This window comes from Actinomadura rayongensis, assembly GCF_009831215.1.
Taxonomy (GTDB): Bacteria; Actinomycetota; Actinomycetes; order Streptosporangiales; family Streptosporangiaceae; genus Spirillospora; species Spirillospora rayongensis.
In genome coordinates, this window is record NZ_WUTW01000003.1 from 40,762 (window position 1) to 63,227 (window position 22,466).

General features: G+C 73.4%; 16 protein-coding genes and 1 tRNA gene. 14 read left to right on the forward strand and 3 right to left on the reverse strand.

The window, feature by feature from the left end:
* Positions 1-5 precede the first annotated feature (5 nt).
* Genes GQ466_RS17175 through GQ466_RS32375 form a run of 3 tightly spaced genes read left to right on the forward strand, consistent with a single transcriptional unit; the run spans position 6 to position 4,318 of the window.
* On the forward strand, positions 6-704 hold the full coding sequence (locus GQ466_RS17175) for a hypothetical protein (protein ID WP_161103985.1): 699 nt from the start codon (positions 6-8) through the stop codon (positions 702-704).
* Between the two features lie 27 nt (positions 705-731).
* Positions 732-1,688, forward strand: a complete 957-nt coding sequence (gene galE / locus GQ466_RS17180) for a UDP-glucose 4-epimerase GalE (protein WP_161103986.1) — start codon at positions 732-734, stop codon at positions 1,686-1,688.
* Positions 1,685-4,318: a helix-turn-helix domain-containing protein gene (locus GQ466_RS32375; protein ID WP_161103987.1), complete on the forward strand. Its 2,634-nt coding sequence runs from the start codon at positions 1,685-1,687 to the stop codon at positions 4,316-4,318. Before galE ends, GQ466_RS32375 begins: the two co-directional genes overlap by 4 nt.
* A gap of 35 nt (positions 4,319-4,353) precedes the next feature.
* On the opposite strand, the gene GQ466_RS32380 is transcribed toward GQ466_RS32375, so the two are convergent.
* Positions 4,354-6,054, reverse strand: coding sequence for a putative Ig domain-containing protein (locus GQ466_RS32380; protein WP_272918050.1), 1,701 nt, complete (start codon positions 6,052-6,054; stop codon positions 4,354-4,356).
* Positions 6,055-6,401: 347 nt separating this feature from the next.
* Between GQ466_RS32380 and GQ466_RS17195 the strand changes: the two genes are divergently transcribed.
* Genes GQ466_RS17195 through GQ466_RS17220 form a run of 6 tightly spaced genes read left to right on the forward strand, consistent with a single transcriptional unit; the run spans position 6,402 to position 15,111 of the window.
* Positions 6,402-7,967 (forward strand): ABC transporter substrate-binding protein, encoded by a 1,566-nt coding sequence (locus GQ466_RS17195; protein ID WP_202420704.1) that lies wholly within the window; start codon positions 6,402-6,404, stop codon positions 7,965-7,967.
* Position 7,968: 1 nt separating this feature from the next.
* Positions 7,969-8,913, forward strand: coding sequence for an ABC transporter permease subunit (locus tag GQ466_RS17200; RefSeq protein WP_161103988.1), 945 nt, complete (start codon positions 7,969-7,971; stop codon positions 8,911-8,913).
* Complete coding sequence (locus GQ466_RS17205) at positions 8,910-10,661, forward strand: dipeptide/oligopeptide/nickel ABC transporter permease/ATP-binding protein (RefSeq protein ID WP_161103989.1); 1,752 nt, start codon at positions 8,910-8,912, stop codon at positions 10,659-10,661. Before GQ466_RS17200 ends, GQ466_RS17205 begins: the two co-directional genes overlap by 4 nt.
* A complete protein-coding gene (locus GQ466_RS17210) occupies positions 10,658-11,491 on the forward strand; it encodes an ATP-binding cassette domain-containing protein (RefSeq protein ID WP_161103990.1) in 834 nt (277 codons plus the stop codon). Before GQ466_RS17205 ends, GQ466_RS17210 begins: the two co-directional genes overlap by 4 nt.
* A 48-nt stretch (positions 11,492-11,539) precedes the next feature.
* Complete coding sequence (locus GQ466_RS17215) at positions 11,540-13,303, forward strand: sulfatase-like hydrolase/transferase (RefSeq protein ID WP_161103991.1); 1,764 nt, start codon at positions 11,540-11,542, stop codon at positions 13,301-13,303.
* The gene (locus GQ466_RS17220; RefSeq protein ID WP_161103992.1) at positions 13,300-15,111 is read left to right on the forward strand and encodes a sulfatase-like hydrolase/transferase; all 1,812 of its coding nucleotides are present in this window, start codon (positions 13,300-13,302) and stop codon (positions 15,109-15,111) included. The genes GQ466_RS17215 and GQ466_RS17220 overlap by 4 nt, the downstream gene beginning before the upstream one ends.
* A gap of 69 nt (positions 15,112-15,180) precedes the next feature.
* Here the strand turns inward: GQ466_RS17220 and GQ466_RS17225 are convergent, their stop codons facing one another.
* Positions 15,181-16,140, reverse strand: a complete 960-nt coding sequence (locus GQ466_RS17225; RefSeq protein WP_161103993.1) for a helix-turn-helix transcriptional regulator — start codon at positions 16,138-16,140, stop codon at positions 15,181-15,183.
* Positions 16,141-16,202: 62 nt separating this feature from the next.
* Between GQ466_RS17225 and GQ466_RS17230 the strand changes: the two genes are divergently transcribed.
* From GQ466_RS17230 to GQ466_RS17245, 5 genes are all read left to right on the forward strand, one after another.
* The gene (locus GQ466_RS17230; RefSeq protein ID WP_161103994.1) at positions 16,203-17,366 is read left to right on the forward strand and encodes an epoxide hydrolase family protein; all 1,164 of its coding nucleotides are present in this window, start codon (positions 16,203-16,205) and stop codon (positions 17,364-17,366) included.
* Between the two features lie 191 nt (positions 17,367-17,557).
* Entirely contained in the window at positions 17,558-20,548 is a 2,991-nt protein-coding gene (locus GQ466_RS17235) for a tetratricopeptide repeat protein (protein ID WP_161103995.1), read from the forward strand.
* A 101-nt stretch (positions 20,549-20,649) separates the two neighbouring features.
* Positions 20,650-21,039 (forward strand): hypothetical protein, encoded by a 390-nt coding sequence (locus tag GQ466_RS30780; protein ID WP_202420705.1) that lies wholly within the window; start codon positions 20,650-20,652, stop codon positions 21,037-21,039.
* 26 nt (positions 21,040-21,065) lie between these two features.
* Positions 21,066-21,272 (forward strand): pentapeptide repeat-containing protein, encoded by a 207-nt coding sequence (locus GQ466_RS33160; protein WP_202420706.1) that lies wholly within the window; start codon positions 21,066-21,068, stop codon positions 21,270-21,272.
* A 40-nt stretch (positions 21,273-21,312) separates the two neighbouring features.
* Entirely contained in the window at positions 21,313-22,155 is an 843-nt protein-coding gene (locus GQ466_RS17245) for an NPCBM/NEW2 domain-containing protein (RefSeq protein WP_161103996.1), read from the forward strand.
* 243 nt (positions 22,156-22,398) lie between these two features.
* On the opposite strand, the gene GQ466_RS17250 is transcribed toward GQ466_RS17245, so the two are convergent.
* A tRNA-Ala gene (locus GQ466_RS17250) sits at positions 22,399-22,465 on the reverse strand.
* Position 22,466: the final 1 nt, after the last annotated feature.

Sequence of the window (22,466 nt, forward strand, 5' to 3'; positions counted from 1 at the left end):
AACCCGTGAAAATCCGCTCGCTTCTTCCGCTGTCCCTCGTGGCGGCCGGCGCCGTCGTCGGCGCGACGGCCACCGCCGCGTCGGCCGCGACCACCACCGTCCGCCAGGAGACCGCCACCGGTGCCCCCTACGCGGGGAACTGGCAGGTCTCCACGGTCGGCGCCGTCACCTTCGGCATCTCCTTCCTCGGCACGAACGTGACCGGGACCTGCGACAACGCGAAGCTGAAGGGCACGATCACGGCCGCCGGCACCGGCGCGCTCACGGCCGCGTCGATCGGCGCCTGCCGGACGTCCAACGGCATCAGCTCCCCGCCCACCGACCTCGGCGACCTGCCCCGCAACACCGGCCACGTCACCTACGCGCCCGTCGCCCGCGGACGCGACGGCACCCTCACCATCGACGGCGACCTCACCTTCAAGCTCGAAGGCGACTTCCTCTTCGCCCACCGCGTCTGCTACTTCGGCTTCCGCACCAATGGAACCCCGGGCCTTTCCTTCGACCTTTACAACCGCGACAACCCCAACCGCCCGCTCCCCAACGACGACGCCCAGGGCAAGTCCACCAACATCACCCTGGTCAGGCTGCCCGGAAGCGACGGGCTCTGCCCCGCCAACGGCACGTTCGGCGCGTCGGCCATCGCGCGCGGCGAAAAGGTCCCCGGCTCGGGAACCTTCGACCGCAAGCTCTACCTCACGTCATAAAGAATCCGGGGCGGTGAAAGGGCGGCGATGAAGCTGTTGGTCACCGGGGGCGCCGGTTACGTCGGCAGCGTCGTCGCCGCCCGGCTCCTGGAGTTCGGGCACCGGGTCGTCGTCCTGGACGACCTGTCGACCGGCCACGCCGACGCCTGCCCCGCCGGGGCGCGCCTCGTCCGAGGCACGCTGCGCGGCGCGGCGTTCCGGGTGCTGGCGGAGGGCGGGTTCGACGCCGTCCTGCACCTCGCGGCGCGCTCGGTCGCGGACGGGTCGGCGAGTTGGCCGGAGGACTGCTGGGACGTCAACCTCGGCGAGACCCTCGTCCTGCTCGACGCCATGCGCCGCACCGGCGTGGACCGGATCGTGGCGTCCTCGACCGCGGCCGTCTACGGGAAGCCGACGTCGGTGCCCGTCCGGGAGACCGATCCGACGGCGCCGACCGGCCCGTTCGGGGCCGCCAGGCTCGCCGTGGACCAGACCCTGGAGGAGTTCGCGCGCCGGTACGGGCTGGGCGGCGTCAGCTTGCGGCACGCCAATGTCGCCGGAGCGTACGGCCGCCACGGCGAGCGGCACGCCGTGGAGACCCATCTCGTCCCCAATCTGCTCGCCGTGGCGCTCGGCCGCCGCGACCGCGCCGACCTCTTCGGCACCGACCACCCCACGCCCGACGGGACCTGCGTCCGCGACTACGTCCACGTCGCCGACCTCGGCGCGGCCTACGCGCTCGCGCTCCAGGCGTGCGAGCCCGGACGGCACGTCGTCTACAACGTCGGCGGCGAGACCGGCTACTCGGTCAAGGACGTGCTGGACGTGTGCCGCGAGGTCACCGGGCGTCCCATTCCAGTCCGGGTCGCGCCCCGGCGGCCCGGCGACGCGCCCGTGCTCGTGGCGTCCGCGGCCCGGATCGGCGCCGACCTCGGCTGGACGGCCCGGCGCGGCCTCCCCGCGATGGTCGAGGACGCCTGGCGCTTCCACCGGGACGGGCGATGACGCGCGCGGGCCTGGTGGACCGGGCCGCGGCGGCGGCGCGCGCCGTGGTCTGGGGGCCCTGGGGCTACGGACGGTCCTGGCTGCTGGACGCGCTGGCCGAACGCGTCCCCGGCCCGGTCGTGCGGATCTCCGGTCAGCCGGACGGGCCGTACGGCGCGGTCGCCGAGCTCTTAGCTGGCCTGGCGGCGGCCGGGCTCGCGCCGCCCGCGCCGACGGGGCCGCTGCGCGCGGTCACCGACGCGCTCGTGCGCCGGGCCGCCCCGCCCGCCGGGGGCTGGGACCCGGTCGCCGTCCGGCTCGCGCTCGCGGCGGCCCTGAAGGCGGCGCCGGGCGCGCGGATCCTCGTGGACGACGCCCAGCGGCTCCACGACGCCGACGTCGGGATCCTCGCGGGCGTCCTGAGTTCCGTCCCGGCGCGCGTGACGGCGACCGAGCCGCGTCCGGGGAACGCCCTGCGGCTGTGCGGCCCCCGGGCGGCCCGGCTGCTGCTCCCCCCGCTGACGGTGGACGACGTCGCGGCCCTGCTGGAGACGCACGGGCTCCCGGCCGCCTGGGCGACGCGCGCGCACCGCGCCTGCGGCGGCAATCCGCGGCTGGCCGTAGCGCTCGCCGAGAGCCTGGCGGCGGGCGCGCCCGGTCCGGCGCGGATGCCCGCGCCGCCGTCCCACGCCCTGGACGCCGCCGCGGACGGCCTGGCCCGGCTCGCGGCGGACGTCCGCGCGACCCTGACGGCGGCGGCCCTCGTGCGGCGCCCGACGGCGGCGGTGCTGCACCGGGCCGGGTACTGGGACGCGGCCGTCCACCTGGAGGCCGCCGCGCGCGCGGGCGTGGTGGCGGCCGAGGACGACGGGACGGTCCGCTTCACCGCCGGCCTGTTCGCGGCGGCGCTCGTCAGGGACGCGGGCGACACCCGGCCCGTCCACGCCGCGCTGGCCGGGGCCGTCGAGGACCCGGTGCAGGCCGTCCGGCACCGCCTGCTGGCCCGGGACGGGTTCGACGCCGCGCTCGCCGCCGAGGCCGACCGCGCCGCCGCCGTCGCCCGGTCCCGCGGCCGCCGCGAGCCGGCCGGGGAGCTGGCGCTGCTGGCGGCCCGGCGGACCCCGCCCGGCGAGGACGGCGCGCGCCGCGCCCGGCTGCGCGCGGCGGCGGCCGACGCCGCCGCCGGCGGATCCGCCGAGCTGGCCCGCCGGGTGGGCGCGGCGGTGGAGGCCGCGTCGGCGGGCCGCGCGGAACGGGTCGCGGCGCTGCTGGCCGCCGTCGACGCGGGCGGTCAGGCGCTGCACGAGCTGGACGACGTGCTCGCCGCCGCGACGGCCGCCGCCGGGGACGACCCGGTGCTGGCGGCGGCGGTGCAGCTCCGGACGGCCGTCCGGCACAATCTCGGCGGCGACCCGGGGCGCGCCCGCACGGCCGCCGCCCGGTCGGTCGACCTCGCCCGGCGCGGCGGCGACCGCGCGGGCGAGGCGACGGCCCTGACGATGCTGGCCCGGATGGAGCGCATCACCGGCGACCCCGCCGCCGCGCGCACCCTCGCCGCCGCGCTCGCGCTGGACGTCCCGGTGGAGGCGATCGGCGTCCAGCGCTGCCCGCAGTACCTCGCCGCGCGGCACGCCGTGTTCGACGACCGGCTGGACGAGGCCCGCGACCGGCTGCTCGCGCTGCTCCCGGCGGCCGAGCGGCGCGGCGACGCCGAGGACCTGGAAGAGGTGCTGCGCAGCCTGGCGGAGGTCGACGTCCGGCGCGGCGCGTGCGCCCGCGCGCTCGACTGGAGCGACCGCGCCGTCGGCGTGTGCGCGGCGGCGGGCCTGTCGCCGGGGCCCGCCTGGTACACCGCCGCCGTCGCGCAGACCGCCGGCGGGGACCTGGACCGCGCCGCCGACCTCGCCCGGCGCGCCGTCCGGTCGTCCCGCCGCGAGCACGACCTCGTCTTCCTGCCGCGCGGGCTGCTGGCGCTCGGCTCGGCGCACCTGATGGCCGGCCGCGCCGCCGACGCGGTGACGGCGCTGCGCGAGGTCGCCGAGCTGGAGACCCGCCAGCGCGTCGCCGACCCGCGCGTGCTGCGCTGGCGGCCGGAGCTGGCCGAGGCGCTGACGGCGGCGGGCGCGACCGCCGAGGCCGAGTCCGTGCTGGCCGCCCTCGATCCCCATCCCGCCGTGGAGCGGGCGGCGGCGCTGTGCGCGGCGGCGCGGGGCCGGCACGACGAGGCGGCGGTCCGGCTCCGCGCGGGCGCCGCCGGGTTCACCGCGCTCGGGATGCCGGTGGAGGCGGGCCGGACGCTGCTCGCGGCGGGCCGCGTCGAACGCGCCCGGCGCCGCCGCGCCGCCGCCCGCGCCCACTTCGAGCACGCCGCCGACCTCTTCGACACGGCGCGGGCGCGGCCGTGGAGCCGGCTGGCGGGGGCGCTGCTGGACCGTCCGGCGGCGTCCGCGGGGGCGGCGCTGACCGAGACCGAGCGGCGGCTCGCCGTCCTGGTCGCGGCCGGGGCCACCAACCAGGAGGCGGCGCAGCGGCTGTTCCTGTCGGTCAAGACCGTGGAGGGGACGCTGAGCCGGATCTACCGGAAGCTGGACGTCCGGTCGCGCACCGAACTCGCGGGCGCGCTCGGCCGGGACGAGGCGGCGCGGGCCTGACCGCCGGGACGTCCCGGCGGTCAGGCCCTCTGCGCCTACCGGAACCAGACGTTCCAGGTGAAGCGGGCACTGGCCGTCGCCCCGCCGGACCCGGTCACCGTGACGGTGGAGGTGAAGATCCCCCACTGGCTCGGCGTGCCGGAGACGACGCCGGTCGCCGCGTCGATCCGCAGGCCGGTCGGCAGGCCCGTCGCCTGGTAGCGGACCGCGTTGGACGCCTGGATCGGCAGCGTCACCGGCGTGCCCACGTAGGCGGTCTGCGACCCGGGGTTGACGATCGTCGGCGTGGTGCCGCCGGTGGTCCGGATCGTCCAGCCGAACGAGGCGGTGCCGGTCGTGCCGTTCTTGTCGCGGGCCGTGACGGTGACGGAACTCGTCCCGGCCGTGCTCGGCGTGCCTGAGACGACGCCGGTGGAGGCGTCGATCCGCAGTCCGGACGGCAGGCCCGTCGCCGACCAGGTGTAGGGCGCGGTGCCGCCGGACGCGCGCAGCGTCAGCGAGGCGGCCTGCCCGACGGTCCCGGTCTGGTCGCCGGGGGACGCCACGGTGACCTTGCCGGGCTGCGTCCCGCCGGTGCTCAGCGTGAGGTTCCACTTGGCCAGGGCCTCGCCGACCGGCTGGGCGTCGGTGTTGGGATTGGACTGCCCGCAGGCGTTCCCGCCGCCGGAGTGGATCCCGACGGCCTTGTCCCCGCTGACGTAGGAGCCGCCGGAGTCGCCGCCCTGCGAGCACGCGTTGGTGATGAACAGGCCGTCGACGACGACGTTGCCGTAGTCCACGGACTGGTTGACCGCCGTGACCGTCCCGCACCGCCAGCCGGACGTCTGCCCGGAACGGCAGATCGACATCCCGGTGACGGGCTGGGCGTACCCGGTGACGACCACGTCACTGCCGCCGTAGGTGTTGACGTCGGGCGACAGCGTCCAACCAGGCTGGTCGACGTCGACCAGCCCGAAGTCCCCCTCACGCGCGTTGACGCTATGCGTGCCGCCGGTGTTGGACGTACCGACGCGGGAGCCGTCGTAGCCATAGGCCGCCTGGTTGGCGTCGTTGGTGCAGTGCCCGGCCGTCAGGAAGTGGCGGGAGCCGTCGGAACCCACGGCCGAGAATCCCACCGAGCACGCCCCCTCACTGCCCGGCACCCATTTGTCGCCCCCGCGCACCGTGCCCTGCTGGTGCTGCCGCGCGGCGGTGACGACCGACACCACGTCGCCGAGCCCGCGCAGCCGCCGGGCCAGAGCCGCGGTCGCCGGATCGTCGGCACGGGCGTCGAGGGCGACCCGGACGCGGTTCCGCCGCGGATCCACTCCCCAACTGACCAGCCCCGGAGCGGGCGTCACCGCGCGGACGGCGCGCGCCAGGGCGGCCTGGTCATGGCGGACCCGCACCGGCACGGCCCCCGCCGCGCGCGCCCGCGCCGCCGCCTCGTCGGTGGTGACGGCGACGGCCAGCCGTCCCGACGCGGCGTCGAACCACCGTCCGGGCTGGTCGGGCCCGGCCGGAAGCCGGGCGGCGACGCCGCGCGCCGCCGCCTCGGCGTCCAGCCGGGCGCGCATCTGCTCATCGGTCAGTCCGAGGTCGCGGCGCATCGCCGCCGCCATGCCCGGCGCGATCCGCACCGACGCGCCGGGACCGGGCGGCGGCGCGGCCACCGCCACCCCGGGAAGGGTCAGGACCAGCGCCGATCCGGCGCCCAGGGCGCGCCGGAAGGTCGAGGCCCGGAAGAGGGAGTTCATCCAGTCTCCTACGGTTCGAACGCGATCCCCCGTGTGTCGCGCTCAACCTAGGAAGACCCTTGATCCCCCGAAACCGGGAAAACCCTTGCCGTCCCACGACCTCACTCCCGCCCCGCCGGCGGCGACCACCGCCTCGGCGCGTGGGCCGCCGTCACCGGCAGCGTCCCGGGAGCCACCGGCGAGAACGCCGTCGCGCTCACCGGCGCGGCGGGAAGGAAGTTCGCGCAGCAGCGCGAGACCGCGACGCGGAGAGGACGCGTCGGCGCAGCGGTCCGGTGCGGGGACACCCAGGGGCAACAGTTACCAATACCTACCGGTATGGTTCGGTAACCGCTTCGATGAGAGGAATGCTCGTGCTCTGGGTCCGCAGGATAACCGCAGGTGGTCTGGTCGTCGGCGCCGTGTTGGGGCTGGCGGGGTGCGGCGGTGACGCGGGCACAGCGGCGGGCGACAAGAACGCCACCGGGGCGCGGGCCACCGGCACGCTGCGGCTCGGCTCGGTGGTCGTCCCCGCCTCGCTGGCGGCGAGCAAGGCCGCCTGGGCGAACGACGCGCCCTTCCACCAGGCCGTCTACGACACCCTGCTGCGGCAGGACCCGGACCTGAAGATCGAGCCCGGCCTGGCGACCGAGTGGTCGTACAACGCGGACAAGACCGTGCTGACGTTGAAGCTGCGCACGGGCGTGAAGTTCAGCGACGGGACGCCCTTCGACGCCAAGGTCGCCGCCGAGAACATCACCCGGTTCCGGGACGGCACCTCCAACCTGCGGTCCTATCTGCAGGAGGTCCGCACGGCCGAGGCGGTGGACGCCTCGACCCTGCGGCTCACCCTGAGCGCGCCGAATCCGGCGCTGCTGTCGTACTTGGCCGGGGCTGCCGGGCTGCAGGCGAGCCCGAAGACGTTCGGCGCAGCGAACGCCGACACCCGTCCGGTCGGGACGGGCCCCTACGTGCTCGACGCCGCGAAGACCGTCATCGGCTCGACGTACGTCTACAAGCGGAACCCGAACTACTGGAAGCCCGCCGACCAGCACTACGCGAGCATCGTCCTCACCGTCTACCAGACGCCCACGGCGACCGTGAACGCCGTGCGCGGCGGACAGGTCAACGGCGTCGCGGTCCCCGACGCGAGCGTGCAGCAGCAGGTCGCGGCGGCCGGGTTCGACGTGAAGACCTCCGAGCTCAACTTCCTCGGCCTGCTGCTGTTCGACCGCGACGGCAAGATCACGCCCGCGCTGAAGGACGTCCGGGTCCGCCAGGCGATCAACTACGCGGTGGACCGCCCGACGCTGGTGAAGGCCGTCGGCAAGGGCCTCGGCACGCCGACCACCCAGATCTTCAAGGCCACCGACAAGGAGTCCTTCGACCCGGCGCTGGACGGCCGCTACCCCTACGACCCCGCCAAGGCCAAGCAGCTCCTCAAGGACGCCGGCTACGCGGGCGGGTTCGCGGTGACGATCCCGCAGGTCCCGAGCGGGAGCACGGTCCTCTACGACCTGGTCAAGCAGGAGCTGGGCGCGGTGGGGATCACCGTGAAGTACGTGAACGAGCCGCAGAACAGCCTGCTCGCCGACGTCGCCAAGGGGAAGTTCTCCGTGGTCGCCGGCCTCCCGCTCCAGACCGACCCGACGGCCTGGCACGTCGCCAACTTCAAGCTGCTGCCGCACGCGACCTGGAACCCGTTCCACACCGCCGACCCGACGGTCGCCGCGCTCGCCGGGAAGCTCCAGACCGGCTCGGCCGCCGAGGCGGCGAAGGCCGGGAAGGACCTCAACCGGTACATCGTCGAGCAGGCGTGGTTCGCGCCCTGGTACCGGCCGCGCCTTGGCTTCGCGGTGGACCGCAACACGACGGCCGTGCCGCAGCAGAACAACGCCTACCCGTACCTGTGGAACATCACCCCCAGGGGCTGACGTGTACCGGTTCATCGCACGCAGGCTCGGTTCCGGCGTCGTCCTGATCGCGGCGCTCGCCACCCTGACGTTCTTCCTGCTCTATCTCGGCGCGGGCGATCGCATCGCCCGGCAGCTGCTCGGCGAGGACGCCGACGACGCCGCGGTCCGCGCCAAGGAGCACGAGCTGGGGCTGGACCGCCCGATCTGGACCCAGTTCGGCCACTGGGCGTCTGGAGCGGTCCACGGGGATCTGGGCACCTCGTGGTTCAACGGCCAGGACGTCCGGACGGCGATCCTGAGCCGCCTGTCGGTCACGGTGACGCTGGTGATCGGCTCCACGCTGCTGACCGTGGTCCTCGCGACGGTGCTCGGCGTCGTGGCCGCCACGCGCGGCGGCTGGGTGGACCGGGTGGTGCAGTTCCTGGGGGTTCTGGGGCACGCCGTCCCGAACTTCCTGATCTCGCTCGGCCTGGTCACCCTCTTCGCGATCTCGCTGCACTGGTTCCGGCCGACCGGGTACGTCCGGTTCGCCGACTCCCCGCAGCTGTGGTTGTCGTCCATCACGCTGCCCGTGCTGGCGCTGACCATCAACGGCGTGTCCGGGGTCGTCCAGCAGGTCCGCGGATCGGTCCTCGACGAACTCGGCCGGGACTACGTCCGCACGCTGCGCAGCCGGGGCCTCCCGGAGTCCCGCGTGGTGTACCGGCACGTGCTGCGCAACGCCGCCGGACCCGCGCTGTCCTTCCTCGGGGTGCAGGTCGTCGGGCTGCTCGGCGGCGCGGTGATCATCGAGCAGGTCTTCGCGATCCCGGGCCTCGGGCAGGTCGCCGTCACCGCCACCGGGCAGGGTGACATCCCGCTGGTGATGGGGCTGGTGGTGGTGTCGGCCGTCCTGGTCGTCCTCGTGAACCTGCTGGTCGACCTGGTCCAGGGCTGGCTGAACCCGAAGGTGCGGCTCGGATGAGCGACCCGTCCCTCGCGGTGCCCGACGTCGCCTCCGTTCCGGCGCCCGGCAGCCTGCGCCGCCTGCTGCGCAACCCGCTCGGCGTGGCCGCGATCGGATGGCTGGCGCTGGTGCTCGTCTCGGCGCTGCTGGCGTCGTGGCTCTCCCCGTACGACCCCGACGAACCGGCGGCCCGGGACATCCTGGCCGGTCCGGGCTCCGCGCACCTGCTCGGCGCGGACGGCTCGGGCCGCGACATCCTGTCCCGGCTGCTGCACGCGTCGCAGATCTCGGTGGCCGGGGCCGCGCTGACCCTGCTCGTCGCGGCCGTGATCGGCATCGGCGCCGGGCTGCTGGCGGGCTACTACGGCGGATGGACGGAGACCGCCGGCACCTGGGTCGCGAGCCTGATCATGGCGCTGCCGGGCATCGTCGCCCTGCTGGCCGTCCGGGCGGTGGTCGGGCCGTCGCTGTGGACGACGATGGCGATCTTCGGAGTCCTGCTGTCCCCGGCCTTCTACCGCGTCGTCCACGCCGCCGTGTCCGGCGTGCGCAACGAGCTGTACGTCGACGCCGCGCGCGTGTCCGGCCTGAGCGATCCGCGGATCATCGGCAGGCACGTCCTCACCGTCGTGCGGGCACCGGCGATCATCCTGGCGGCGGGCGTCGGCAGCGCCGCCATCGCCCTGCAGTCGGGCATCACGTTCCTCGGGCTCGGCGACCCGTCGGTGCCGACCTGGGGCGGGATGCTCAACGACGCGTTCGCCAACATCTACACCGCGCCGGTCGCGCTGGCCTGGCCGAGCCTGGCGATCGGGGTCACCTGCGTCGCGCTGACGCTGCTGTCCAACGCGCTGCGCGACGCCCTGGAACGCACCGCCGAGCCCGCGCCGACACGGCACGACGCCGACGACGAGCACGCCGCGCCCCCGGCGCCGTCCGGCGGGGAAGCGCTGCTGGAGGTCCGCGACCTGGTGGTCGCGTACCGGCGGCCCGACGGCTCGGCCCGGCGGGTCGTGGACGAGGTGTCGCTGTCGGTCCGCGAAGGCGAGGTGCACGGCCTGGTCGGCGAGTCCGGCTCCGGCAAGACGCAGACGGCGTTCTCGATCCTGCGCCTGCTGCCCGCCGGAGCCCGGACGTCCGGATCGATCGTGTTCGACGGCACCGAGCTGACCGGGCTGCCCGCCAAGCGGCTCACCCGCCTGCGCGGCGACGCGATCGCGTACATCCCGCAGGAACCGATGAGCAACCTCGACCCGAGCTTCACGGTGGGGAGCCAGCTCGTCGAACCGATCCGGACGCACCGCGGATACGGCCGGGCGCAGGCCCGCGCCCGCGCGCTGGAGTTGCTGGACCGCGTCGGCATCCCCGACCCGGAGCGGACGTTCCGCGCCTACCCGCACGAGATCTCCGGCGGCATGGCGCAGCGCGTGCTGATCGCGGGCGCCGTCGCCTGCGAGCCGAAGCTGCTCATCGCCGACGAACCCACGACCGCGCTGGACGTCACCGTCCAGGCCGAGGTCCTCGACCTGCTGCGCGACCTGCGCGACGACCTCGGAATGGGGGTGCTGCTGGTGACCCACGACTTCGGCGTCGTGGCGGACCTGTGCGACCGGGTGTCGGTGATGCGGCACGGACGCGTCGTGGAGACCGGCCCGGTCGACGCCCTCTTCGCCGCGCCGCAGCACCCGTACACGCGGGCCCTGTTCGACGCCGTCATCGCGACCGGGGAGCCCGCGGGGTCGCCGCAGGACGGGGCGGACGCATGAACGAGCCGCTGCTTCAGGTGCGGGACCTCGTCGTGGAGTACCCCGTCAAGGGCCTGCGCAGGCCGCCGTTCCGGGCGCTGCACGGCGTCGGCCTGGACGTCGACGCCGGCGAGACGGTCGGCCTGGTCGGGGAGTCCGGATCGGGCAAGACCACGTTCGGCCGCGCGGTGCTCGGCCTCGCCCCGGTGACGTCCGGTTCGATCCGCTTCCGGGGCCGGGAGATCAGCCGACTGTCGCGGTCCGCGCGCCGCGGGCTCGCCGCGCAGATCCAGGTCGTCTTCCAGGACCCGTACACCTCGCTGAACCCGTCCCTGGTGATCGAGCGGACCCTGGTCGAGCCGCTGCTCGCGCGGCGCGTCCCGGCCGACGAGGCGCGCCGGCGCGTGCGGGACCTCCTCGACCAGGTCCACCTTCCCGCGGACGCCGGGCGGCGGCTGCCGCGCGAGTTCTCCGGCGGCCAGCGGCAGCGCATCGCGATCGCCCGCGCCCTGGCCCTCTCCCCCGCGCTGATCGTGTGCGACGAGCCCGTCTCGGCACTGGACCTGTCCACGCAGGCGCGGGTGCTGAGCCTGTTCCGGGAGATCCAGGAGCGCACCGGGGTCGCCTACCTGTTCGTCTCGCACGACCTCGCGGTCGTCCGGCATCTCAGCCACCGCGTCGCGGTCATGCGGGCCGGGGAGATCGTCGAGTCGGGCGAGGTGCGCCAGGTCACCGACCACCCGCAGCACCCCTACACGCAGAAGCTGTTCCTGGCGGCGCCGCTGCCGGATCCGCAGGCCCAGCGCGAGCGCCGCGAGGCGCGTCGGCGGCTGCGCGCCGAGACCGCGTGAGCCGCGACCGTCCCCCCGCTCGACCAACCGGAGAGGAACCGACCCACGGTGAAGGCGATCATCGTCATGTTCGACAGCCTGAACCGGCACCTGCTGGCGCCGTACGCGCGGGACACGTTCGTCGACGCGCCCAACTTCGCGCGGCTCGCGCGGCGGGCGGTGACGTTCGACACCTTCTACGCCGGGTCGATGCCGTGCATGCCGGCGCGGCGTGAGCTGCACACCGGGCGGTACAACTTCCTGCACCGCAGCTGGGGGCCGCTGGAGCCGTTCGACGACTCGATGCCGCAGATCCTGCGGGACGCGGGAGTGCACACCCATCTGGCGTCCGACCACCCGCACTACTGGGAGGACGGCGGCGCGACGTACCACACCCGCTACTCGACCTGGGAGTTCTTCCGCGGCCAGGAGGGCGACCCGTGGAAAGGCGTGGTCACCGGGCAGCCGCCCGCCGGGCAGCGCGCCCGGATGCTGAGCCAGGACGAGGTCAACCGCCGGTACATGCCCACCGAGGCCGAGCACTCCCAGACGCTCACCGTCGACGCGGGCGTGCACTTCATCGACACCAACGCCGCGGCCGACCGGTGGCTGGTGCAGATCGAGATGTTCGACCCGCACGAGCCGTTCTTCACCAACAACGACGAGTACCGCAAGAAGTACGCGGACGACTATCCCGAGCCGCGGTTCGACTGGCCGCCGTACGCCAAGACGGTCGAGCCCGCCGACACCGTCCGGCACGCGCGCAACGAGTACGCGGCGCTGGTGTCGATGTGCGACCGCTCGCTGGGCCGGGTGCTGGACGCCATGGACCGGCACGGCCTGTGGGACGACACGCTGCTGATCGTCAACACCGACCACGGGTTCCTGCTCGGCGAGCACGGCTGGTGGGCCAAGTCGGTGATGCCGTGGTTCAACGAACTCGTCCACCTGCCGATGTTCGTCTGGGACCCCCGCACCGCCCACCGCGACACCCGCCGCGCCGCGCTCGCGCAGACCATCGACATCGCGCCGACGGTGCTGGGCTTCTTCGGCCTCGCACCGACCCCCGACATGCAGGGCCGCGACCTCGCCGACGTCCTGGAGGACGACCGCGCCGTCCGCGACGGCGCGCTGTTCGGCATCCACGGCGGCCACGTGAACGTCACCGACGGGCGATACGTCTACATGCGCGCCGCCACCGACCGCGCGAACGAACCGCTGGAGGAGTTCACGCTGATGCCGACCCACATGCGGTCGCGCTTCGCGGTCGGTGAGCTGGTCGACTGGGAGCCGTCCGAGCCGCTGTCGTTCACCAAGGGCCTGCGGACGATGCGCATGCCGGCCGCCGGATCCGCCCGCATGTCCAACCCGTGGCTGCACGGGACGCTGCTGTTCGACCTGGAGACCGATCCGGGGCAGGAACACCCGCTGGTGGACGACGAGGTCGAGCTGCGGATGCTCCGGCTGCTGCAACGCCTGCTGCGCGAGAGCGACGCGCCGCCCTCGCAGTACCGGCGCCTCGGGATACCGCAGGACGAACCGGTCACCCGCGACCATCTCCTCGTCGCCGCGCAGCGGGACCAGGCCGACGCCGCCGCCGAGCCGCTGCCGCCGGTGGAGGGGCTGCCCGCGTCCGACCTGCTGACCCGGCCGCTCCTGCACCTGGCCCGGACGCCGGTGCGGCCCGTCCTGGAGAAGCACGTGCCGTTCGTCCTGGACAGCGAACTCGTCGCGGCGATGCCGCAGCTCACCCTCTACGACCTCGCCCGCTCAGCCCACCTGACCACGCGGCAGCTGCGCGCGCTCGCGGCCGACCTGGCGGAGACGCGATGACCGGCGCGTCGCGGCCGAACATCCTGTGGCTGATGAGCGAGGACTGCTCCCCGCACGGCGCGGCCTACGGGGACGTCCTCGGGCGGATGCCCGCGATCGACCGGCTGGCCCGCGAGGGCGTGCTGTTCGAGCAGGCGTTCTGCACCGCGCCGGTCTGCGCGCCGTCCCGGTTCAGCCTGATCACCGGCGTCCATGCCGCGAGCCACGGACCGGCGCAGCACATGCGCGCGGTCTCGCCCTTCCCGGACGCCCTGGACACCTACGCCGAGCTGCTGCGCGAAGCGGGCTACTACTGCACGAACAATGCCAAGACCGACTACAACACCGATCTCGACAAGGACGCCGTCTGGGACGAGTCGAGCGCCACCGCGCACTGGCGCGACCGTCCGGACGGCGCGCCGTTCCTGGCGGTCTTCAATCCCATGGACACGCACGAGTCGGCGCTTTTCCACGAGCCGGTGACCACCGTTTCGCCCGAGCAGGTGCGCGTCCCCGAGTTCCTGCCGGACCTGCCCGAGATCCGCGCGGACCTCGCCCGCTACTACACGGCGATCGAGAAGGTCGACCGCGTGTTCACGCGGCTGCTGCGTGAGCTGGAAGAAGACGGGCTGTGGGAGGACACCGTCGTGCTGTACTCGTCGGACCACGGCGGCGTCGGCCCGCGGTCGAAGCGGTTCTGCTACGACGAGGGGCTGCGCGTCCCGCTCGTCGTCCGGGTCCCCGCGCGGTTCGCGCACCTGTCCCCGTGGCGTCCCGGCGAGCGCGTCACCACCGCCGTGAGCCACATCGACCTGGCGCCGACGCTGCTGTCGCTGGCGGACGTCCGGGTGCCCGCGAGCATGCAGGGCCGTCCGCTCCTCGGACGCGCCGCCGAGCCCCCGGCCGGCCTGGCGTTCGGCGGCCGGGACCGGATGGGCGAGCGGTACGACTTCGTCCGCACCGTGCGCGACGAGCGCTACCGCTACCTGCGCAACTACGCCCCGCACCGTCCGTACGGGCAGCACGTGGCGTACATGTGGATGGCGCGCGGCTACCAGGCGTGGGAGGCCGCGCACCTGGCCGGGACGCTGGACGAGCCGACCGACCGGTTCTTCCGCCCCAAGCCCGCCGAGGAACTGTACGACCTGGCCGAAGACCCCGACGAGACGCACAACCTCGCCGACGACCCCCGCCACGCCGAGCGGCTGGCGACCCTGCGCGACCTGCTGGACGCCCACCTCCTGCGGGTGAACGACAACGGCTTCATCCCCGAAGGCTCACCGCTCCAGGGCTACGGCCCGAGCAGGGAACCGGGCGCCTACCCGCTGCGCGAGGTCATGGCCCTGGCCGCCACGGCGATCACCCGGGACCCGGCGAACCTCGCCACGTTCGTCACCGCGCTCACCGACGCCCACGAGGTGATCCGGTACTGGGCGGCGCAGGGCCTTCTGATGCTGGGCGCAGACGCCGCCCCGGCCGCAACCGCACTGGAGACCGCCCTGGACGATCCGTCGGCCCACGTCCGGATCGCAGCGGCCGAGGCCTACGGCTTGGCGGTGGACGGCCCGCGCGGCGTCGTCGTCCTGGCGCAAGCGCTCAGCCCGGAGCACCCGCCACCGATACGCCTCCAAGCCCTCAACGCGCTGGTGTACCTGGGCACCGACGCCGCTCTCGCCGAGGACGGCCTCACCGCGGCAGCGGACGCCGACCATCCCGGCGTCCGGTCCGCGGCCCGGTACCTGCTGCTCCGGCTGCGCGGGGACTACACGCCCGACACCGTCGTGTTCGACAACGACCACTTCGACGCCCAGCACACCGGGCTGGTCTGACGACTCCCACTCGGCCTCGGTGGGCTACCAGGCGTGGGAGCAGGCGCGTCTGGACGGGTCGGCGGGAAGTCATGGGCGGGGGCGTGGGGTCGCGGCTCGGTGGAGGCGGTCGGCGATCTCGTGGAGCACCGGGATCAGTTCCGGCGGGTCCAGGATTTCGAAGTCGACTCCCTTCACCGCGACGTACAGGGCCAGTTCCTCCAGCGAGTTCGAGCCGGTGTGGAACACGCACGTGCGGTCGTCCACGGCCTCCAGACGTCCGGCCGCGGGCGAGGTGCGGGGGGCCATCCGCTCCAGCGGCGCGTGGAAGAGGACCCGCGCCTGGTAGCGGTACGGCGCCGCGCTGATCGAGTGGGAGATGTAGGCGGCCGGGTCGCCGTCGGGGAGCGGACGCGGCGCGAAGCGGGCGCCGGGCGGCCCGAGCGGCGGCTCGATCCGGTCGGCGCGGAACGTCCGCCAGTCGTCCCTGCCGAGATCCCACGCCAGCAGGTACCAACGGCGGGACGTGTGGACGAGCCGGTACGGCTCCAGCTCCCGCGACGACGTCCGGTAGCGCACGCGTATCCGGCGGTGGTCGCGGCACGCCGTGGCGAGCGCGGCCAGCAGGTCCGCGCTCACCCCCGTGTCGGCGGCGCTCGCCAGCGACACCGTCATCGTCTGCAGCGCGGTCACCCGGTGCCGGATTCGGGACGGCAGCACCTGCTGGACCTTCGCCAGGGCCCGCAGCGCCGCCTCCTCCATACCCGCGACGGTCCCGGTCGCCGCCGTCCGCAGGCTGATGACGACGGCGACGGCCTCCTCGTCGTCCAGGAGCAGCGGCGGCAGATTCGCGCCGATCCCGAGCCGGTAGCCGCCGAGCGCGCCGGGCGTGGCCTCGACCGGGTAGCCCAGCCCGCGCAGCCGCTCGACGTCCCGCCGCAGCGTGCGGATTCCGACGCCGAGACGTTCGGCGAGTTCGGCGCCGGTCCAGTCCGCCCGGGACTGGAGCAGGGAGAGTAGCCGCAGCAGCCGGGCCGACGTTTCCAGCATGACCGCATCATGCCAAGAATCAGTGCCAGAACCTGACACCAATGCCGAATAGCGTCAGTTTCATGAACAGCGAAACCACCAGAGACCTGATCCCCTACCGCGTCGACGTGGAGGAGAGCGCGATCCAGAACCTGCGGTACCGGCTCCGCCGCACCCGCTGGGCTCCCGAGATCCCCGGCACCGGCTGGGAACGCGGCGTGCCGACCGCGTACCTCGGCAAGCTCGCCGACTACTGGGCCGCCGACTTCGACTGGCGCGTACAGGAGGCGGCGATCAACCGGTATCCCCAGTTCACGACCGTGATCGACGGCGCGAACGTCCACTTCCTGCACGTCCGCTCCGCCGAGCCGGACGCGACGCCGCTGCTGCTCCTGCACGGCTGGCCCGGCTCCGTCGTCGAGTTCCTCGACCTCGTCGAGCCGCTCACCGATCCGGTGGCGCACGGCGGCACGCCCGGCGACGCGTTCGACGTCGTCATCCCGTCCCTGCCCGGCTACGGCTTCTCCGGGCCGCTGACGAGCACCGGCTGGACCGACGGCCGGACGGCGGCGGCGCTGGCCGAGCTGATGTCCCGGCTCGGCTACGACCGCTACGGCGTGCAGGGCGGCGACGTCGGCGCGTTCGTCGCCCCGCTCATCGGCCGTCTGGCGCCCGACCGCGTGATCGGAATCCACGTCAACGCCCTGCTCACGTTCCCGACCGGCGACCCGTCGGTCATGGGGGCGCTGAACGACGCCGAGCGGCGGCGGCTGGCCGGGTTCCAGGACTGGCGCGAGAACCTCGGCGCGTACATGCAGCTCCAGGCGACGCGCCCGCAGACCATCGCCGCCGCCCTGCACGACAGCCCCGCGGGCCAGCTCGCCTGGATCGTGGAGAAGTTCAAGGACTGGACCGATCCGTCCCGCGACCTGCCCGAAGAGGCCGTGGACCTCGACCGGATCCTCACCGACGTGAGCATCTACTGGTTCACCGAAACGGCCGGATCGGCGGCCCACACGTACTACGAACGGTTCAACGACCCGTCCATGCACGCTCCGAGGAGCCGCGGGACGGTCCCGACGGGCGTCGCGGTCTTCCCGACCGACCTCTCGATCCGTCCACTGGCCGAGCAGGTCCACAACGTGACGCACTGGACCGAATTCGATCGGGGCGGCCACTTCGCCGCCCTGGAGACCCCCGACCTGCTGACCACCGACCTGCGGGCCTTCTTCGCATCACTCAACTGACACCCCGGCTCACGGAAAGGACCCCCGCGCACGGAGCCGGGCAGGCATCGGCTTTGGTGCCACAGGTGACCAGGAGATGCGGGGTGATGGTCGGCCTGTCCGGTCTGCGTTCCGGTCCCGCTGGTTGCCGGTTAAGGCCAGTTGTGAGGTTTTGCGGGGCTGAGGTTTCGGCCGAGGGTGATGCTGGGTGGATGGTGCGGTGGGCGAAGAACCCCTGGGTGCTGGGGGTGGTGGCCAGTGTGGGTGCGGGGGTGCCGCCGCTGGTGGTTCCGGCGGGCTGGCCGTTGGTGTGGCGGGCGGTGATCGCGGCGGTGGTCGCGGGGCTGGCCGGGGCGAGCGGGTCGTATTTCGGTGTGGTGCTGTCCCGGGCCGAGGAGTCCGCCGCGGCCCGGGAGGCGTTGGCGGCGGTGCTGGAGCCGCTGCAGGTGCCGCGGCCCGAGCTCGCCTCCGGCGGGGACGATCCGACGGAGGCGGCTCGGGCGCGCGCTGTGCTGGAGGACCTGCTGCCGCAGTGGTGCCCGACCCGGTTCTGGGGACGGCGCGCCGAGTTGGACCGATGGTGGGCGTGGTGCCGGGACGAGGCGGTATCGGGGCTGCTGGTGATGGACGGGCCCGGCGGGTGCGGGAAGACCCGGCTGGCGTTGCGGGCCGCCGCGCAGTCGGCCGGGGACGGGTGGGTGACCGGGTGGCTGGGTGAGGGAAAGGCCGCCGCGCTGGCGGACGCCGCAGCGGCAGTGCCCGGGGGCAAGGTGTTGGCCTTGGTCGATGACGCCGACTCCCGCACGGATCTGGGGGCGCTGCTGGAAGCAATGGCGGGATACCGAGGACAGGCGCGGCTGCGGGTCGTGCTGATCGCCCGCAACGGCTCCGGGCTGGTCCAAGCGCTGGCCGGGCGGATCCCCGAGCGGCATGCCGCGCTGGTGAAAGCCGCGGCGGTGATGTCGCTGCAACCACTGGGCGAGTCCGCTGATCTGGTCCGCTGGTACGGGGAGGCGGTGCACGCGTTCGCCCATGCCCGCGGCGTTACTCCGCCGCCGGTGTCTGCAATGGTGGCGCCGATACGCGCCGGACAGACCCTGATAGAGGTGCTGGCCGAGGCGATGGCCGCAGTGCTGCGCACAACACCGCCCACCGCGCCGCCTGGGGTACCGACGCCGGTCGATGAGGTAGCGCGGGTGCTGATGGAGCACGAGGCACGCTGGTGGCGCGCGACGGCGGCAGCGGACCGGTGGGGCCTCGCGGACGTTACCGATGTGCTGCTGGCCCGGGTGATGGTCGCGCTGGTGCTGTTCGCCCCGGCGGGCGATCAGGCGGCCGTGCGGATCCTGCGCCGGATCCCCGAACTGGCCGACGCCTCCAGCGAACGGGTGCTCAATCTGGCCCGCTGGGCCCACGCCCTATACCCAGCCGACACCAGCGCGGGGATGCGGGTCGGCCCGGACGTGCTCACCGACTGGTTCGTCACCACCCACCTCACCAACCAGCCCGCCAGCACCGGCAGCGACACAACAGACGCCACAGGCGACACCTCGGAGTTCGCACGGCATCTGCTCACCGGACTGGAGGAGGAGCAGGCCGGGCGGGTGCTGACCGTGCTGGCCCGCGCCGGTGAGCACCACCCGCCGGCACAGCGGCTGTTCGAACAGGTCCTGGACGGGGATCCAGTACGACGGGCCCACTACGCCGTCCACGCCGCGCTCACCACCACCCGCCGCCATGACCTGGACCTCGCCACCGCCGCCGCCCTGGCCCGAGCCGACCTCGACCCCGACACCACCACCCGCCTCACCGCCCTCATCCCCGACCACGCCCTACCGCACTGCGCCCTCGCCCTGGCCCGCCACCACCTGCGCCACGCCCGCACCACCACCCACCGCCCTGACGCCGCCCTTGCCCTGCACTACATCGCGGTCGCTCTGGACCAGGTCGGCGAGTACCACGAAGGACTGCAGGCGGCGCGAGAAGCTGTCACGCTCTTCCGTGAACTGGCCGCAGAAAACCCCACCCACCTTCCCGGCCTCGCTAGCGCCCTGCGCAGCCTCACCGTCGCTCTGGACCGGGTCGGCGAGTACGACGAGGAACTACAAGTCGCACGAGAAGCCCTCACGCTCTCCCGCGACATAGCCGCCGACAACCCCACCCACCGCCTCGAACTCGCCAACGCCCTAAGCAACCTCGCTGCCACTCTGAACGAGGTCGGCGAGTACCACGAGGGACTGCACGTCGCGCAGGAAGCCGTCGCACTCTCCCGCGAACTGGCCGCCGACTACCCCGCCCATCGCCCCGAACTCGCCGCTGCCCTGCGCAGGCTCACTGCCGCTCTGGATCAGGTCGGCGAGTATGACGAGGGACTGCAGGCCGCGCGAGAAGCCGTCACACTCTGCCGTGAACTGGCCGCCGGCAACGCCACCCATCGCCCCGAACTCGCTAGCGCTCTAAGCAACCTCGCCGTCGCTCTGAGCCTCGTCGGCGAGTACGACGAGGAACTGCAGGCCGAGCGAGAAGCCATCGCGCTCCGCCGGGACCTGGCCGCCAGCAACCCCGCCCACCGCCCCACCCTCGCCTCTGCATTGCACAACCTCGCTGCGACTCTGTATCAGGTCGGCGAGCACGACGAGGGACTGCAGGCCGCGCGAGAAGCCGTCACACTCTGCCGTGAACTGGCCGCCGGCAACGCCACCCACCGCCCCGAACTCGCTAGCGCCCTGCGCATCCTCACCGTCGCTCTGGCCCAGGTCGGCGAGTACGACGAGGGACTGCGCGTCGCGCGAGAAGCCGTCACACTTTATCGAGACCTGGCCGCCGACCACTCCACCCACCGCCTCGCCCTCGCCTCTGCATTGCACAACCTCGCTGCCACTCTGTATCAGATCGATGAGTACGACGAGGGACTGCACGTCGCGCGAGAAACTGTCGCACTCTGCCGAGACTTGGCCGCCAGCAACCCCGCCCACCGCCCCACCCTCGCCTCTGCATTGCACAACCTCGCTGCCACTCTGGACCAGGTCGGCGAGTACCGTGAGGGGCTGCGGACGGCGCGAGAGGCGGTCACGCTTTACCGCGACTTGGCCGCTCGCCACCCGAAGCGGTTCCGCCAGGTTTACCTCCACGCCCGGGGCAACCTGCAACGTCGCATGGCCGAACGAGGCGACCACGACGACGCCATCACCTTCGACCTGTAAATCCCTCCCCAGGGACGAACCTGGCCGCCGCCTGCTGCGCCCACGCCATCCGGACAGCGACATAGGCTCGGCGGCCCACCCGGGGCATGGCGGCGTTCCTGGTGTCAGTGCTGATCCGGGTCGGGGCCGGGTGCGCGGTCGCCGCCGCGATGGCCCACGACGGCCAGGTCACCGAGGCGACGGCGGCGTTCGGGCTCGGGATCGCCGCTCCCCTGGTGATCGAGAAGCTGGCCCGCCAGGTCCCGCTCACCCTGGACACCCAGGCCGTCCTGGAACCTGAGCCCGAGCCCCCAGCGGCCGGTACAACCCCGCCCGGCGCGGCGTACGCGCCGACAGCAGACTCGGCAGGATCATCGGCGCTAGCCCGCACCCCGGCTCCCCGCCAAACGGTCCCCGACACCCCCGAACCTCATCACCCCGCCGAGCACACGTCCGTCTTCCCCTGGCCGCCGCAGACCTGGACGTTGCAGACCCGGCCGACGCGAATCTGACCGGCGCGAACCTGAACAGCGCGAATTTGACCCGAGCGGACCTGACCTGCGCGAACCTGTACGGTGCGGACCTGACGGGCGCGACAGAGATGCAGGTGCGGTCGTCGGTAGGAACGCGCTGGCCTGCGGGGATGGCCGAGCGGATGCGGTTGCGGTCGGATGAGGTCGTCCCGGGGGCGTGGGTGGTCGCCGGGCGTCAGGGTCCAGACCGGACGGCCGTCCCGTCCAGGTGATTCGGGCGGGGCTGATAGCCCCTGCAGCCCGACGCCGCGCATGGCGTTTTCGCGTGACCCCGATCTCGACCAGTGCCCCGACGAACTACGTCCACTGATCGCCCGATGCCTGTCCAAGGACCCGGCGCAGCGCCCGCGGCCCGCAGAACTCATCCGCGAGCTGTGGCCCGGTCCGGCGCCGCCGCCGGCGGACTGGCTTCCGCCCGCCATCATCGCCCAGATGGGCGCCTATCGCGCCGCACCACCGCCGGCACCCTTTCCCTTCCGAGCTCGGCGGGTCGACCGCAGGATGCTGATCGCGGCGGGCGTCGGCGCCTTCGCTACGCTCATCATCTGCGGGCTTGTGATCGCCGTCATGCCCGACAACTCTTCAGCGGACCATGGCGGCTCCCCGGGCGCCGACCCTTCGACCGCGGCCCGGGCAACAGCCGGTACTGCCAAGGACCCGTCCCCGTCTCGGCCCGCCCAGACGGTCTATCTGACAGATCTCGACCCCGTCAGCCAGACCGCAAACGTCCTCGACCCGCGCCAGACCTGGACGGACCGCCCGGTCATCATCGACGGGCGCACCCATGAACATGGCATCACCGTCGGCCTCGGCTGCGACAACCAGATCCGCGAGTACGCCCTCAGCCGCAGATATGGCCACTTCCGCGCCACCCTGGGACTGGCCGACGACACCCCGAACGCCGCACCGACATCAATGAAGATCGCCGGCGACGGAAAGACGATCCGGTCGCAAACCCTGCGGCTCGGCCACCCCCTCACCGTCGACCTGGACGTGCGTGGCCTGATACGTCTCAGCCTCACCGTCGACGCGAACGACACGTGCAGAGACGGCACCATCGAAATCGCCCTCGGCGACCCCCTGCTCGAACCATGACCGCCTCGGAACACTCATGCCACACAACGACCGCCTCGACAGCGATGCCGGACGACGCAGGAACGGGAATCGGGCGTCGGCCACCTAGCCACGGGCGACCAGTTCGCGACCAGTTCGAGCACCGGGAGGGGGCGTGGGGGCGGAGCCCCCACATCGGGGGGTTCGGGGGGTCGTCCCCCCGATAAACACAGCGGGCCCTCGCGGAAGGTGCGCGAAGCGCACCGACCACAAGAGCCCGACTCGTGGAGCTATGGGGATTCGAACCCCAGACCTCCTCCATGCCATGGAGGCGCGCTACCAACTGCGCCATA

Coding starts and splice junctions, on each gene's coding strand:
- galE (WP_161103986.1), top strand. CDS start 732: ATGAAGCTGTTGGTCACCGGGGGCGCCGGTTACGTCGGCAGCGTCGTC.
- GQ466_RS17210 (WP_161103990.1), top strand. CDS start 10,658: ATGAACGAGCCGCTGCTTCAGGTGCGGGACCTCGTCGTGGAGTACCCC.
- GQ466_RS17235 (WP_161103995.1), top strand. CDS start 17,558: ATGGTGCGGTGGGCGAAGAACCCCTGGGTGCTGGGGGTGGTGGCCAGT.
- GQ466_RS17245 (WP_161103996.1), top strand. CDS start 21,313: ATGGCGTTTTCGCGTGACCCCGATCTCGACCAGTGCCCCGACGAACTA.
- GQ466_RS32380 (WP_272918050.1), bottom strand. CDS start 6,054: ATGAACTCCCTCTTCCGGGCCTCGACCTTCCGGCGCGCCCTGGGCGCC.
- GQ466_RS17205 (WP_161103989.1), top strand. CDS start 8,910: ATGAGCGACCCGTCCCTCGCGGTGCCCGACGTCGCCTCCGTTCCGGCG.
- GQ466_RS17230 (WP_161103994.1), top strand. CDS start 16,203: ATGAACAGCGAAACCACCAGAGACCTGATCCCCTACCGCGTCGACGTG.
- GQ466_RS17225 (WP_161103993.1), bottom strand. CDS start 16,140: ATGCTGGAAACGTCGGCCCGGCTGCTGCGGCTACTCTCCCTGCTCCAG.
- GQ466_RS32375 (WP_161103987.1), top strand. CDS start 1,685: ATGACGCGCGCGGGCCTGGTGGACCGGGCCGCGGCGGCGGCGCGCGCC.
- GQ466_RS17220 (WP_161103992.1), top strand. CDS start 13,300: ATGACCGGCGCGTCGCGGCCGAACATCCTGTGGCTGATGAGCGAGGAC.
- GQ466_RS17195 (WP_202420704.1), top strand. CDS start 6,402: ATGCTCGTGCTCTGGGTCCGCAGGATAACCGCAGGTGGTCTGGTCGTC.